The 12,888-nt window shown below is 67.1% G+C and carries 17 protein-coding genes; 5 read left to right on the forward strand and 12 right to left on the reverse strand.

Annotation, left to right across the window (positions count from 1 at the left end; translation table 11 throughout):
• Nucleotides 1-8: 8 nt before the first annotated feature.
• Both gnd and G6N51_RS13040 read right to left on the reverse strand, forming a co-directional pair.
• Nucleotides 9-1,031, reverse strand: coding sequence for a phosphogluconate dehydrogenase (NAD(+)-dependent, decarboxylating) (gene gnd, locus G6N51_RS13035; protein WP_083172167.1), 1,023 nt, complete (start codon nucleotides 1,029-1,031; stop codon nucleotides 9-11).
• 14 nt (nucleotides 1,032-1,045) lie between these two features.
• Entirely contained in the window at nucleotides 1,046-2,452 is a 1,407-nt protein-coding gene (locus G6N51_RS13040) for a glucose-6-phosphate dehydrogenase (protein ID WP_083172168.1), read from the reverse strand.
• Between the two features lie 123 nt (nucleotides 2,453-2,575).
• On the opposite strand from G6N51_RS13040, the gene G6N51_RS13045 reads away from it, so the two are divergent.
• Nucleotides 2,576-3,400 (forward strand): adenylate/guanylate cyclase domain-containing protein, encoded by an 825-nt coding sequence (locus G6N51_RS13045; protein WP_083172169.1) that lies wholly within the window; start codon nucleotides 2,576-2,578, stop codon nucleotides 3,398-3,400.
• Here G6N51_RS13045 and G6N51_RS13050 read toward each other — a convergent pair.
• Nucleotides 3,352-3,561 (reverse strand): hypothetical protein, encoded by a 210-nt coding sequence (locus tag G6N51_RS13050; RefSeq protein WP_083172170.1) that lies wholly within the window; start codon nucleotides 3,559-3,561, stop codon nucleotides 3,352-3,354. The genes G6N51_RS13045 and G6N51_RS13050 overlap by 49 nt on opposite strands.
• Nucleotides 3,562-3,638: 77 nt before the next feature.
• Here G6N51_RS13050 and G6N51_RS13055 point away from each other — a divergent pair, with 77 nt between their 5' ends.
• Genes G6N51_RS13055 through G6N51_RS13065 form a run of 3 tightly spaced genes read left to right on the forward strand, consistent with a single transcriptional unit; the run spans nucleotide 3,639 to nucleotide 5,512 of the window.
• Nucleotides 3,639-4,439: an SDR family oxidoreductase gene (locus tag G6N51_RS13055; RefSeq protein WP_083172171.1), complete on the forward strand. Its 801-nt coding sequence runs from the start codon at nucleotides 3,639-3,641 to the stop codon at nucleotides 4,437-4,439.
• Between the two features lie 12 nt (nucleotides 4,440-4,451).
• Nucleotides 4,452-4,823 carry a carboxymuconolactone decarboxylase family protein gene (locus tag G6N51_RS13060; RefSeq protein WP_083172172.1) on the forward strand — a complete coding sequence of 124 codons (372 nt, stop codon included), beginning with the start codon at nucleotides 4,452-4,454 and terminating at the stop codon, nucleotides 4,821-4,823.
• On the forward strand, nucleotides 4,823-5,512 hold the full coding sequence (locus G6N51_RS13065) for a guanylate cyclase (RefSeq protein WP_083172212.1): 690 nt from the start codon (nucleotides 4,823-4,825) through the stop codon (nucleotides 5,510-5,512). The genes G6N51_RS13060 and G6N51_RS13065 overlap by 1 nt, the downstream gene beginning before the upstream one ends.
• Here G6N51_RS13065 and G6N51_RS13070 read toward each other — a convergent pair.
• From G6N51_RS13070 to ychF, 8 genes are all read right to left on the reverse strand, one after another.
• Nucleotides 5,509-5,832, reverse strand: coding sequence for a putative quinol monooxygenase (locus tag G6N51_RS13070; RefSeq protein WP_083172173.1), 324 nt, complete (start codon nucleotides 5,830-5,832; stop codon nucleotides 5,509-5,511). The genes G6N51_RS13065 and G6N51_RS13070 overlap by 4 nt on opposite strands.
• A 322-nt stretch (nucleotides 5,833-6,154) precedes the next feature.
• Nucleotides 6,155-6,709, reverse strand: coding sequence for a glycoside hydrolase (locus G6N51_RS13075; protein WP_083172174.1), 555 nt, complete (start codon nucleotides 6,707-6,709; stop codon nucleotides 6,155-6,157).
• A 175-nt stretch (nucleotides 6,710-6,884) separates the two neighbouring features.
• Complete coding sequence (locus G6N51_RS13080) at nucleotides 6,885-7,283, reverse strand: VOC family protein (protein WP_083172175.1); 399 nt, start codon at nucleotides 7,281-7,283, stop codon at nucleotides 6,885-6,887.
• A 202-nt stretch (nucleotides 7,284-7,485) separates the two neighbouring features.
• The gene (locus G6N51_RS13085; protein ID WP_083172213.1) at nucleotides 7,486-8,037 is read right to left on the reverse strand and encodes a VOC family protein; all 552 of its coding nucleotides are present in this window, start codon (nucleotides 8,035-8,037) and stop codon (nucleotides 7,486-7,488) included.
• Between the two features lie 46 nt (nucleotides 8,038-8,083).
• On the reverse strand, nucleotides 8,084-8,419 hold the full coding sequence (locus tag G6N51_RS13090; RefSeq protein ID WP_083172214.1) for a hypothetical protein: 336 nt from the start codon (nucleotides 8,417-8,419) through the stop codon (nucleotides 8,084-8,086).
• Between the two features lie 139 nt (nucleotides 8,420-8,558).
• Nucleotides 8,559-8,831, reverse strand: a complete 273-nt coding sequence (locus tag G6N51_RS13095; protein WP_083172176.1) for a hypothetical protein — start codon at nucleotides 8,829-8,831, stop codon at nucleotides 8,559-8,561.
• A gap of 168 nt (nucleotides 8,832-8,999) precedes the next feature.
• Nucleotides 9,000-9,374, reverse strand: coding sequence for a nuclear transport factor 2 family protein (locus G6N51_RS13100; protein ID WP_083172177.1), 375 nt, complete (start codon nucleotides 9,372-9,374; stop codon nucleotides 9,000-9,002).
• A gap of 54 nt (nucleotides 9,375-9,428) precedes the next feature.
• Nucleotides 9,429-10,523: a redox-regulated ATPase YchF gene (gene ychF, locus G6N51_RS13105; protein ID WP_083172178.1), complete on the reverse strand. Its 1,095-nt coding sequence runs from the start codon at nucleotides 10,521-10,523 to the stop codon at nucleotides 9,429-9,431.
• A gap of 142 nt (nucleotides 10,524-10,665) precedes the next feature.
• Here ychF and G6N51_RS13110 point away from each other — a divergent pair, with 142 nt between their 5' ends.
• Nucleotides 10,666-11,841, forward strand: coding sequence for a DUF6542 domain-containing protein (locus G6N51_RS13110; RefSeq protein ID WP_180134403.1), 1,176 nt, complete (start codon nucleotides 10,666-10,668; stop codon nucleotides 11,839-11,841).
• A gap of 37 nt (nucleotides 11,842-11,878) precedes the next feature.
• Here G6N51_RS13110 and G6N51_RS13115 read toward each other — a convergent pair whose 3' ends face one another.
• Nucleotides 11,879-12,877, reverse strand: a complete 999-nt coding sequence (locus G6N51_RS13115; RefSeq protein ID WP_083172180.1) for a 4-hydroxy-3-methylbut-2-enyl diphosphate reductase — start codon at nucleotides 12,875-12,877, stop codon at nucleotides 11,879-11,881.
• Nucleotides 12,878-12,888 lie beyond the last annotated feature (11 nt).

Below are 12,888 nucleotides of genomic sequence, written 5' to 3' on the forward strand. Positions count from 1 at the left end.
ACGCGGCGCTAGTTGGCCGGCTTCTCGGCGTGGCCGCCGAACTGCTTGCGCATCGCCGACAGCGCCTTATTGGCGAAGTCGTCAAGGGAACGCGAGGCGAAGCGGGACTGCAGCGCAGTCGTCAGCACCGGCGACGGGACACCCTCGTCGATCGCCGCAATGGCCGTCCAGCGGCCCTCCCCGGAGTCCGAGACTCGTCCGGAGAATTCCTTGAGGTCCGGCGAATCGTGCAGCGCGATCGCGGTCAGGTCCAGCAGCCACGAGCCGATGACGCTGCCGCGCCGCCACACCTCGGCGACCTCGGGGATGTCGAAGTCGTATTGGTAGAACTCCGGGTTCGACAGCGGCGCGGTTTCGGCGTCACCCTCCTGCACCTGCTTGCCGATGTCGGCATTACGCAGGATGTTGAGTCCCTCGGCGAGCGAGGCCATCATGCCGTACTCGATGCCGTTGTGCACCATCTTGACGAAGTGCCCGGCGCCGGACGGACCGCAGTGCAGATAGCCTTGCTCCGACCGGGCGACCTCGCCGTCACGGCCCGGCGTACGCGGCGCCGCTTCCACTCCGGGAGCGACAGAGGCGAAGATGGGTTCGGCGCGCAGAAACGCCTCGTCGTCGCCGCCGATCATCAGGCAGTAGCCGCGCTCCCGGCCCCACACACCCCCGCTGGTGCCGCAGTCGAGCAGGTGAATCCCCTTGTCGGACAAAGTCTTCGCATGCGTTATGTCGTCGCGGTAGTACGAGTTGCCGCCGTCGATGACGATGTCGCCGGGCTCCAGCGTCTGCGCCAGCTCCTCGATGACCCCCGTCGTGATGGTCCCGGCCGGCACCATCACCCAGACGACCCGCGGAGCGCTCAGGTTCTCGGCGAGCTCCTTCAGCGACGACACGCCGGTGGTCCTGTCCTCCCCCGCCATCGCCTTGACCGCGTCGGGGTTGTGGTCGTAGACCACGCATTCGTGTCCGTCCTTGACGACGCGGCGGACGATGTTCGCGCCCATCCGGCCGAGGCCGATCATGCCGAGCTGCATCTCTTCCCGTCTCCTTACTGTGACGTCGTGGGCTTGGGCAGCCACGGCTCTTGCCAGCTGCGATGACCATGCAGCAGCGACTGCGCGGCCTCGGGGCCCCACGAGCCCCGGTCGTAGTGATGGATCCGGCTCGGCTTGTCCAGCACGGGCTGCACGATCCGCCACGTCTCTTCGATCGCGTCTTCCCGGGCGAACAATTGGCGGTCCCCGGTCAGCGCGGCGTACAGGAGCCGTTCATAGGGCCGGACGGCTTCGCCGAGATCCTCGGCGAACGAGGAGTCCAGGTGGACGTCGTGCCATCCGTCGCCGACTTGGGCGGACAACTGCAGCCGCATTCCCGGGTCGGGATCGATGCGCAGCACGATCTGGTTGGGCTCCGGCGGCCGGCGGTTGGGCAGGAACGAGAATCCCGGAACGTGGTGGAGGAACATCCGCACCTCGGTGACCTTCTCCGGCAGCGCCTTTCCGGCGCGCAGGAAAATCGGCACCCCCGCCCAGCGCCAGTTGTCGATCTCGGTCCGCAGCGCGATGTAGGTCTCGGTTTGCGAATCCTTCGCCACCCCGTCGACGTCGGTGTAGCCGCGATACTGGCCGCGCACGCACCGCTCGGGATCCAGCGCCGGCATCGCCCGGAACACCTCGGCCTTCTTGTCATTCAGGTCGTCGGCGCTGGGACCGACCGGGGGCTCCATCGCGACCAGCGCGAGCACCTGCAGCAGATGGTTTTGTACGACGTCGCGCAGCGTGCCCACAGCGTCGTAGAACTTGCCGCGGTCCTCGATGCCGAAATCCTCGGCCATCGTGATGTGGATTTCGGAGATGCTGTCGCGATCCCACAACTTGGCCAGGGCGTTGTTCGCGAAGCGCAGGTACTGCAGTTCCTCGACGGGCTGCTTGCCCAGGAAGTGGTCCACGCGCAGGATCTGGTCCTCGTCGAGCACCGCGCGCAGCCGGGCGTTCAGGTCGCGCGCCGAGGCCAGGTCGTGGCCGAACGGCTTTTCCACCGCGACGCGGGCGCGCTCCAGCAGGTCGGCCTTCGCGAGGTTTTCGACGATCGGCGCGAACAGGGACGGCGGCATCTCCAGGTAGTACAGCGGCCGGCGGTTCCGGCCGATCTCCTTGGCGAGGCGGCCGTACAGCTCTTCGTCGGTGACGTCGCCGTGCAGATAGGAGAGCCGGCCCGCGAGCCGGTCGAACACCGCGTCGTCGAACTTCTCACCGGACGCCTTGATCGCCTCGCGAGCCCGGTCGACCAGCTTCTCGAGCGGCATGTCGTCACTGGCCACGCCGATGATCGGGATGTCGAGCAACTTGCGGTTCTCGAGACGGTACAGGGCGCGGTAGGTCATCTTTCGCGCCAGATCGCCGGTGATGCCGAAGATCACCAGCTTGTTCGAAGCGTTGTCGCCGCCGTCAGCCAAGCCCGCACCTCCGAAAGTCGTCGGCTCTTCCAGACTCACTACCCGCGGCGGTCCGACCTAACACTAGACACCGCACCCAGGCCCGACAACCGCAAGCCGTCGCGTCCTTGGCAGGATGCTTGCGTGGGTGATGCGCTGCATATCACGCTCTACGTCCTGGCCGGCGTTGCCGCGATCGAGGCCGTCGCGCTCGGCGTGCTCGCGTGGTTGCTGGTGCGCAGCCGCCGGGAGATCGAGGAGTTGCGGCACCGGGCCGACACCCGCAGCTGGCTGCTGTCGGGTGGGCGCGAGGCCCTCAAGACCGTGTGGAATACCGCCAACGTAGTCCGCAAAGAAGGTTTCGGCGCGGCCGTACGTGGTTCTATCGAGGATCTCGCCGACTGGGCGGAGGTGGAACGGCCCGACCTGGCCAGGGTCACCCCCGACGGCCGGGTGGTGATCCTGTTCTCCGACATCGAGGAATCCACCGCGCTGAACGAGCGGATCGGTGATCGCGCCTGGGTCAAGCTGATTGGCGCACACGACAAGCTGGTGTCCGACCTGGTACGGCGGCGGTCTGGTCACGTGGTGAAGAGCCAGGGCGACGGCTTCATGATCGCCTTCTCGCGCGCCGATCAGGCGGTGCGGTGCGGGATCGACCTGCAGCGCGCGTTGCGCAAGGACGCGAAACGCAAGCGCCACGAGGAGATTCGCGTTCGGATCGGCATCCACATGGGCCGATCGGTCCGACGTGGCGATGATCTGTTCGGCCGCAACGTCGCGATGGCGGCGCGGGTGGCCGCCCAGGCCGCCGGCGGCGAGATCTTGGTGAGTCAACCTGTGCGGGACGCCCTTTCCGACTGCGACGACATCCACTTCGACAAGGGCCGCCAGGTCGAGCTGAAAGGCTTCTCGGGAACCTATTCGTTGTTCGCCGTGGCGGCCCCCGCCGATCCCGACCTGGACTGAAAGCCCTCCCCGTCGTACTCGGCCAGCCGTTGATGCAGGCGCGACCGGACCTCGTCCGCCGTGTAGGCGCGTCGCTTGCGTTGATCGCGAGCCACCAGCGCGCCTCCGGCGACGACGCCGGCGACGCCGGCCAGCCCAACCCACTTCCACACTCTGCGCATGGACACAGGGTATTCGCGCTGTGATTAACTTGTGTGCTCTTGCAACAGGTGAAACTGGCTCACACAGGCGCGGACGCATGGAGACTCTTCGCGACAAGGTCGCCGTCATCACTGGGGCGGCCAGCGGCATCGGCCGCGCGATCGCGTGCACGCTCACCGACCGCGGCGCGCACGTCGTCGCCGTCGACGTCGACGACGATGGTGTCCGCGCCCTGACCGACGAGCTGAGCAGCCGAGGCGGCGCCGCGTTGCCGCAGCATGCCGACGTCTCGAAAACGGTTGCCTTCGAAGGCGTTCGCGACGCGGCCCTGCGTCGATTCGGCCGCATCGACATCGTCGTCAACAACGTCGGAGTCCTGACGAACGGCCTGCCCGAAGACATTCCGGTCAGCGAGTGGCAACGCATCCTCGACACCAACCTCATGTCGGTGGTGCGCAGCAACGCGGCCTTTTTACCGCTGCTGCTCGGCCAGGGCAGCGGGCACCTGGTCAACACCGCCTCCTTCGCCGGGCTATTCAGCTACTCCTACGACCGGCTGCCGTACGCGGCGACCAAGGCCGCCATCGTGCAGATCAGCGAGGGTCTCGCAATCTATCTGCGCCCCAAGAACATCGGTGTCACGCTGCTGTGCCCGGGACCGGTGTTGACCAACATCGCCGCCGCCGTGCCGAGATTCGGTGGCGGGACACGGCTGCGCATCCCCGGCGAGCAGTTCGAGTTGCTCGACCCCGCGGCGGTCGGCGAGTTGGTCGCCGACGCGATCCTGCGCAACCGGTTCTTCGTGCCCACCCATCCGCACGTCGTCGACGAGCTGCGCCGTCGCGTCCAAGACTGGGACGCCTACATCGACTACCAGATCTCCCGCGAACCCGAATGAAAGGCAACCCGAATGGCTGACCCTCGCACCGAAGGCCTGGACGTGCTCAAGGAGATGCTGCCCGGCCTGATCCCGGACGGCGCCACCACGATGCGTGACGGCGGCATCGCCGACGAACTCGGCGACTTGGGTCTCGAGCACGTGTTCGGCGCCCTGTGGAACCGGCCCGGGCTGGATCGGCGCTCGCGCAGCCTGGTGACGCTCGGCGCGCTCATCGCCCTGCGGGCCACCGGCGAGTTGAAGTCTCACTTCCCCATCGCGCTGCGCAACGGGCTGAGCATCGAGGAGATCGAAGAGGTGATCTACCACATGACGGGCTACGCCGGCTATCCCGCCGCCGTCAACGCGCGCAACGTCGCGCGAGAAGTGCTTGCCGGCTCATGATGCTGACCCTCGAGGACGCGCTGAACGAGACCCGCACCGGCGATCTCTGGCTGTTTCGCGGACGCTCGCGGCCCGATCGCGCGATTCAGGCGTTGACCAACGCGCCGGTGAATCACGTCGGCATGACGGTGGCCATCGACGACCTGCCGCCGCTGATCTGGCACGCCGAGTTGGGCGACAAGCTCGTCGACATGTGGACCGGCACCAACCACCGGGGCGTACAACTCAACGATCTGCACCAGGCCGTCCTGCAGTGGACGCAGCGGTATCAGCAGCGGTGCTGGCTGCGCCAGCTGACACCCAACCCCACCCGCGAACAGGAGAACAAACTGCTGCGGGTGATCGCGCGGATGGACGGCACCGCGTTTCCCACCACCGCACGGCTGACCGGTCGCTGGTTCCGCGGCCGGCTTCCGACCATCAACGACTGGGTACGGGGAATCCCGGTGGTGGACAGCAAGGTTCGCGAGCAAACCCGGCGCCGGCGCGAAGAACGCCGAATGAGCCTTTCCACGGCCTATTGCGCGGAGACGGTGGCGATCACCTATGAGGAAATGGGATTGCTCAACACCGACAAGGACGCGAACTGGTTCGACCCGGGCAAATTTTGGAGCGGTGACACGCTTCCCCTGGCGCCGGGCTACCAACTGGGCAGCGAAATCACCGTGACGGTAGGCGAAGTCGGCTAGCCGACCGACATCTCGCCCAGCTCCGACCACCCGGTCGCGTCGATCGTCTGGTTGATGATCTTCGGGGTGGACGTGAGGGCCTGCGGCAGCTCTTGCATCGCCCGCTTGAAGTGATCGCTGTTGACGTGGAGGGCGCCCGCCGCGTCGTCACGGAACGCCTCCACCAACACGTACTCCGCCGGGTTGTCCAGGCTGCGCGACCACTCGAACCACAGGTTGCCGTCCTCGGCACGGGTGGCGGCGGTGAACGAGGCGACGAGTTCTGGGAAGCGCTCGGTCCACTCGGGCTTGGTCTCGAACTTGACGACGATGAAGATCATGCCGGTGCCTGCCTAGGGTCGCTGACGACGTTGCGCCCGCTCGATCACGGCGAGCAACGCCAGCATATCGGCCAACGCGCGCCGCTAGCCGGCGCCGGCGCCAGCAAAGAACGCCCCGGGCGCCTTGACCGACACCCGGGGCGCTCTGACGCTCTGATTGCGCAGTAATCGCGACCCATCCGTCCGCGGCCGGGAAGTGGCCTGGCTCACAACACTTCCAAAGCCGGGTCTATTTCACTTTGCAGTGGGCCCGTTCTATTCGCGTGTCATATACACGCCTAATAGTTGGCCAATAGATTGACACCTTCGCGAATTCAGTTCGTTAGGGATTCGCAATTCCCGGATCGCCGGGCGGCGGCAATTCCGGTGCCGGCGGAGCCGGCGGCGCGGGCGGCGCCGGGGCCGTGGCGTCGACCAACACGGGCGGCGCTTCCGGCGGTGGCGGAGGCACGTCCGGCGGCGGGGGAGGCGCATCCGGCGGAGGCGGAAGTGCGCCCTCGCCGTCCGGCGGCATCGGCAGGAACATGTGATGGGTGAAGCCGGCCTGGTAGGCCCCCGCGCCGCCGATGTGCACGCCACCGCGCTCACCGCTGGCTACCGGGGTCCCGTCCGGCAGCGTGGCCGCCGTGTGGCCGCCGTTCCATCCGATCACGAGTGCGTTGGGGGCGGTTCCGTATTGAAAGCCGCGTGCCAACAGAGCTGCTTCTTCATTCCCGGTGTTGAACCGGTTTCCGAAGATCGGCCTGTCGGACGCCGCGTTGGCAACCCAGGAAACGAGTCCTGAGCAATCCGTCCCGGCCGGAGAATCTCCACCCGGAATATAAGGCGTTCCGGAGACCTGATTGATCAACGACATCAATGTTGCAAGTACTACCATGGCCGGCGACGCTAGCAATACGCGTTATTGTTCGCCAAAAATTGTGGCGCACGCCATTCATTACGCGGACAGTGGCCTTCACCGCACTTCCAGCAAAGCCGACAGCGGCGGGAGATCACGCCGTCAGCAAACTCCTCGGCCGCATCCCGCAAGTGGCCGCCTCACCACCCCACGCTCAGATTCCGAACTTGGCGCGGGCCTCCTCCGTGACCGGAGTGAACAGGTTGACGAGATTTCCGTCCGGATCCCGTAGCAGCAGTGCCCGGTTCCCCCATGGCATGGTGGTCGGCGCTGTCACCACCTGTCCGACGCTCTCGCGAAGTCGCTCGTATTGCGCGTCCACGTCGTCGACGATGAACTCCACGATCGCGCTGCGGTTGGCCGCCGGCTCGGCGGATCCGGCTGCGAATAACGGCACGGTCTTGTCGCTGCCGATGGCCAGCGTGCCAACCGGCGTCGGAATCTCGGCGAAAAGCTCGTTGCCCCATACCGCCCGAACCCCGGTGACCGCCTCGTAGAACTCGACAAGCCTGTTGACGTCGGCGGTGATGATGCGGGTGGAAACGAACTTCATGGGAGCCCCCTGACTACCGTGACGATGCGACTTCGTGCGACACGGGCATGCTACGGACCGCCTCCGACAAGGCAGCTTGGAACGGAACTAAGGCAGGTCGCGTTCGGCTGGGCCGGACGGCGTTGGTCCGCGCCATCAACAAGCGCTCGTACTGGGGCCGATCCCGCCGCCCCACCACGTACTGGTGGCCGGGTGGGGCGAACTATCGGGCCGGCAGAGTTCGCCTCGCCTGCCACACGACCCCGGGCACCGTGTTCGCCAAGTCCGGCCGACTCCGGGCGAATGCCCGGATCGCACGGTAGAACGACCAGAGTTGCCGGGGCGCAGGGACTTTGGGCAGCCAGGCCAGCTCCCAATGAATCCCGTTGATGGGGTCGTCAAAGAACACGGCGTAGTAGCCCGGCCAGTACTGCGGATATTCTTTCGGCTCGTCGGTGACCGGGATGTCCCGCAGCACCAGGAACTCGCGGTAGAAACGGTCGACCTCTCCCCTGCTGCGCGCCCACAATGCGACGTGGTTGATTCCGACCGCCTGATCGCCGTGCGTCAGTTTCCCCCCGGTACGTGCAGGCTGAATGCCGATGTAGCTGTGCGGATTGGCATTACGGGTCATGTAATAGGTCGACTCGTACTCCATGTTCAAAGTCGAGAAGCTGCTGTAGCCCAACCAGCCGAACAACGCGTCGTAGAACGCGATCGAGTCCTCATAGTCCAGCACCGCGAACTCGACGTGACAGACGCCCCGCCACCGCACCATGCCTCCTCCCCACGGCTGATCGACGCTTGGAGCCGGCGCTTCGTCAGGCCGGAGTCCATATCCCGTTGTTCCAGAACCCCCAGTTGCCTGCGCCGGTCGGGTTCCACATCAGCTGGGCCCCCGGTGCCCACGGTGGTGCAGGCGGCGGCGGCGGCGCCCAAACCGGCGGGGGACCCCACGGTCCCGCACCCGCCGGGAAACTCTGACCCGCCGGACCTTGCCAGTCGTGGCAGTGTTTCCAGTCCCAGTCGTAGACCCTGCCCCAGCTCGGGTCCCACGAACCGCCGGGGCACCAGTGGGAGGTCGGCGCGGGAGGCGGGGCCGCGTGCGCGAGGCCCCCGGCCGGCCCGAAGCCGGGCAACGCCAACCCGCAACCCATCAGAATGCCCGTAACCCGCCGGACCCACGGTCTGGCCTGCTCGACAGTCGCCATCCGTCAAGCATGGTCGAGCAGCGACTCGAACGCTAGGTGTTCGAATCCGAACTCGACCACCTCTGCGGCGCGTCTCCAGCCGCGATCACCCACCGTCGCGGCGTTCGGCGGCGGCCATCTCACGCCGGATCTCGGCCTGGTTGCGCGCTTCTTCGGCGGACGCCAAGCGGTCACGCGCCGCCAAACGCTCGTGGCGGTCCGCTTCGCGTCGCAGTCGCTCACGCTCGACTGCCGTGCCCTCGCGGTCGTCTGCGCGCCACTCGCGCGCCAAGGCCTCGGCCTCACGAAGCACGAGACGCTTCTTGCGCTCATCGAGTTCGGCTGCCCCCGAATCGGACTCACCAGGCGTGGTCGGCATGGCTCCTCTCCTGCCAATAAACCTGCTCTGGTCAACCGTCGCGCTCCGCCGGAGAGAAATTTCAAGGGCCAACGGGACACCGGGGCGTATGAGGCCGGGTATATCTAGACGTTGAACCGGAACTCGACCACGTCGCCGTCGGCTGCAGTGATTCCTCTCGCCAGTGGCTCAGTGTTCGACCCACTGTGCACGGGACGGGCCAGGTTCGAATGCTTCGCCAAAGTACTGCGCCTCGCGGGCGACTTTCCCATCCTCGAACTCCATGATGCTCACGACGTAAAACGGCTCCGCGTCGTAGGTGAGGACGAGTTCGCTGATCCAGAGGTCGCCGCCACCGAGCACGCGTCGCACAGTGAATCGCTTCATATTCGGCTGCGCTTCGCGCGACGCCTGAATGTTGTGCCGACCACGGATGCGCTCGCCCGATTGCGGATATTCGAGCACTGCGTCGTCTCGATAAATCCGATGCTCGGTCTCGAAGTCATTGGCGTCTGATGCGGCCCAGTGCTGCCGTAGCGCGTCCCGCATGTCGTCGTCATGCATGTTGCACTCGCTCTCTAGGGGGAATTCACCAACGACCGATCATCGCATCTTGTACTACTTCTTCTGCTGGCCAGACGTTGCTTGAAAGCGGAACTCGACCACGTCGCCGTCGGCCATCACGTAGTCCTTGCCCTCCATCCGGACCTTGCCGACCGCCTTGGCCGCCGCCATGGAGCCCGCGGCGATCAGGTCGTCATAGGACACGATCTCGGCCTTGATGAAGCCCTTTTCGAAGTCGGTGTGGATCACCCCGGCCGCCTTCGGCGCGGTGTCACCCTGGTGAATCACCCACGCGCGCGCCTCTTTTGGGCCTGCGGTGAGGAAGGTCTGCAGCTTGAGGGTGTGAAAGCCCGCGCGGGCCAGCGCGTCGAGACCCCGCTCGGCTTGCCCGATCGACGCCAGCAGTTCGGCGGCCGACTCGTCGTCGAGCTCGTTCAGCTCGGCTTCGATGGCCGCGTCCAGGAACACCGCGTCGGCCGGCGCCACCAGCTGACGCAGCTCGGCGATCCGCGCCTCATCGGTCAGCACCGCCTCGTCGGCGTTGAAGACATACAGAAACGGCTTGGTGGTCAACAAGTTCAGCTCCCGCAGCAGGGATGCATCCACACCGGCCCCGAACAGCGTCGTGCCGCCGTCCAACGTCTCCTGCGCGGCAACCGCCGCGTCGTACACCGGCCTTCGCTCCTTGTTGGTGCGGGCTTCCTTCTCCAGCCTCGGCAGCGCGCGCTCCAGGGTCTGCAGGTCGGCCAGGATCAGCTCGGTCTCGACGACCTCGATATCGGACCGGGGATCCACCTGCCCGGCCACGTGGGTCACGTCGTCGTCGGAGAACACCCGGACCACCTGGCAGATGGCGTCACATTCGCGGATGTGGGCCAGGAACTTGTTGCCCAGGCCCGCGCCCTCGGACGCGCCCTTGACCAAGCCGGCGATGTCGACGAACGTCACCGGCGCCGGCACGACGCGCTCGGACCCGAAAAGCTCGGCCAGCTTGTCGAGTCGCGGATCGGGCAGCGCAACGACACCCTCGTTCGGCTCGATCGTCGCGAACGGATAGTTGGCCGCCACCACGTCGTTGCGGGTCAGCGCGTTGAACAGAGTCGACTTGCCGACGTTGGGCAGACCCACGATTCCCAGGCTCAGGCTCACAGGGACCCAAGTCTAGGGGTCGGCCGGCCACACCGGCTGCCTGGACCTTTCGTGCGCCCTCTCCGGCGCGCGAGCGTGGCACGCCCGCGATCGCTACGAGGTATTTACGGGGCTTTGGGCCCATTGCCGGTACGGTCTACATGTGTCAGGACAGCGGGCAACGTCGACGGTGGAGGCCTCCCACCGCTCGATTCACCCAGGAATCCCAGGTGTGCCGTGGTACGCCGCGCTGCTTCTCGCCGTCACCGCCACCGCCATCGGGTACGGAATCGACGCCGGCCACAAGGAGCTGACCCATGTCTTCGCCGGCTTCTATATAGCCGGCTGTGTGGCGGCGGTCCTAGCGGTGCGCCAGGACGGGCTGTTCACCGCGATCATCCAGCCCCCGCTGATACTTTTCTGCGCGGTGCCCGGCGCGTACTGGTTGTTCCACGACGCCAAAGTCGGCCATCTCAAAGATCTGCTGATCAACTGCGGCTACCCGCTCATCGAGCGCTTCCCGCTGATGCTGGGAACCGCCGGCATCGTGCTGCTGATCGGGTTGGTCAGGTGGTATTACGGGATGTCGCACCGGGCGACCGCGGCGCCGACCACCTCCGACGACACCGAAGCCGCCGACGCCACGTCGATCGTCGGGGGCATCGTCGCCAAACTGCAGGCGATGCTGCGCCCGGAATCAGGCGAGCACGACGGCGACGAGGCGGCCCCCGCCCGGGCGCGGCGCGGGCGCGAGACCAGTTCCTCGCCGCGGGCCCGCCGGACGGCGCGCAGCGACCGGTCCGCCACCCGCTCCGCCCGAACCCACTCGCGGCGCACCCGGGAACCGCTGGACGACGCGGTCGAACCCGGCGAGCGGCGCGCGAACCGGAGAGGCTCGCCGCCCGTCCGGGACTACGACGCGGCGGAACCGCCCCGCCGGTCGCGGCGACGGCCCAGGCCGGACGCCGACCCGGAGCCGCGCGGCCAATCGCCCCGGGAAGGCCGTCGGGAGCCGCGCGCGCGGCGCAGCCCCTACGAGCGGCCCGCGCCGAGGAGCAGCCGTTTCGACGGGTATGACGCGTACGACCAGCCGGGGGCGTCGGAGCGCTTTGGCCGCTATGACAGCGACCGCTACGAGCCGACCTACGAGCCGAGGCGCCGCCGCCCCGCCACCAGCGGCAACAACGGGACGCATCACCCCATCTCGCAGGTGCGCTACCGGGGAGCCGGCACACCCGACGAGCCCACGGCAGAGCGCCACCCGGACCGCCGCAACCGCTCACGGACGTATGGCCGGCCTCAGCGGCCCCCGACGGAATCCTGGGAATACGACGCCTGAGCGCCCCATCCGGACGTGTCAGACGCGCCCGAGGGGTCTACAGCAGTGACCGGATCTCGCGCGGCAGCGCGAACACCAGGGTTTCCTGGGCCGTGGTGACCGGTTGCACCACGTCGAAGCCGTAATCGGCGAGCCGCTCCAGCACGCCCCGCACCAACACCTCGGGGACGGACGCGCCGGAGGTCACGCCCACGGTGGTCACCCCTTCCAACCAGGCGGGGTCGATGTCGTCGGCCCAGTCGACCAGGTGGGCAGCCGCGGCGCCGCCGCCCAGCGCCACCTCGACCAGCCGCACCGAGTTCGATGAGTTCCGGGAGCCGACGACGATCACCAGCTGGCATTCCGGTGCCATCGCCTTGACGGCGACCTGCCGGTTCTGGGTCGCGTAGCAGATGTCGTCGCTGGGCGGGTCCTGCAGCTTCGGGAACCGTTGCCGGAGCCGGCCGACGATCTCCATGGTCTCGTCGACCGACAGCGTGGTCTGCGACAGCCAGACCACCTTGTTCTCGTCCCGCACGGTCACGTTGTCCACCGCGGCGACCCCGTCCACCAGCTGCACGTGGTCGGGCGCTTCACCGGACGTCCCGATGACCTCCTCATGCCCCTCGTGCCCGATCAGCAGGATGTCGAAGTCATTGCGCGCGAATCGCCTGGCTTCGTTGTGCACCTTGGTGACCAGCGGGCACGTGGCGTCGATGGTCTGCAGGTTGCGTTCGGCGGCCGCGGCATAGACCGTCGGCGCCACCCCGTGCGCGGAGAACACCACGATCGACCCCTCGGGCACCTCGTCGGTCTCTTCGACGAACACGGCGCCGGCCTTTTCCAGCGTGTTCACCACGTGCCGGTTGTGCACGATCTCGTGGCGCACGTACACCGGCGGGCCGTGCTTTTCCAGCGCCCGTTCGACCGTTTCCACGGCCCTGTCCACGCCCGCGCAGTAACCACGCGGCTCGGCCAGAAGCACTCGCTTGCGGGCTGGATCGGTGGCTACCGAGCTGGACGCACCGGGAATTCCCATGTCGACAGTCGGCGGCATGACACCCAGGG

This window comes from Mycobacterium paraseoulense, from assembly GCF_010731655.1.
Classification (GTDB): domain Bacteria; phylum Actinomycetota; class Actinomycetes; order Mycobacteriales; family Mycobacteriaceae; genus Mycobacterium; species Mycobacterium paraseoulense.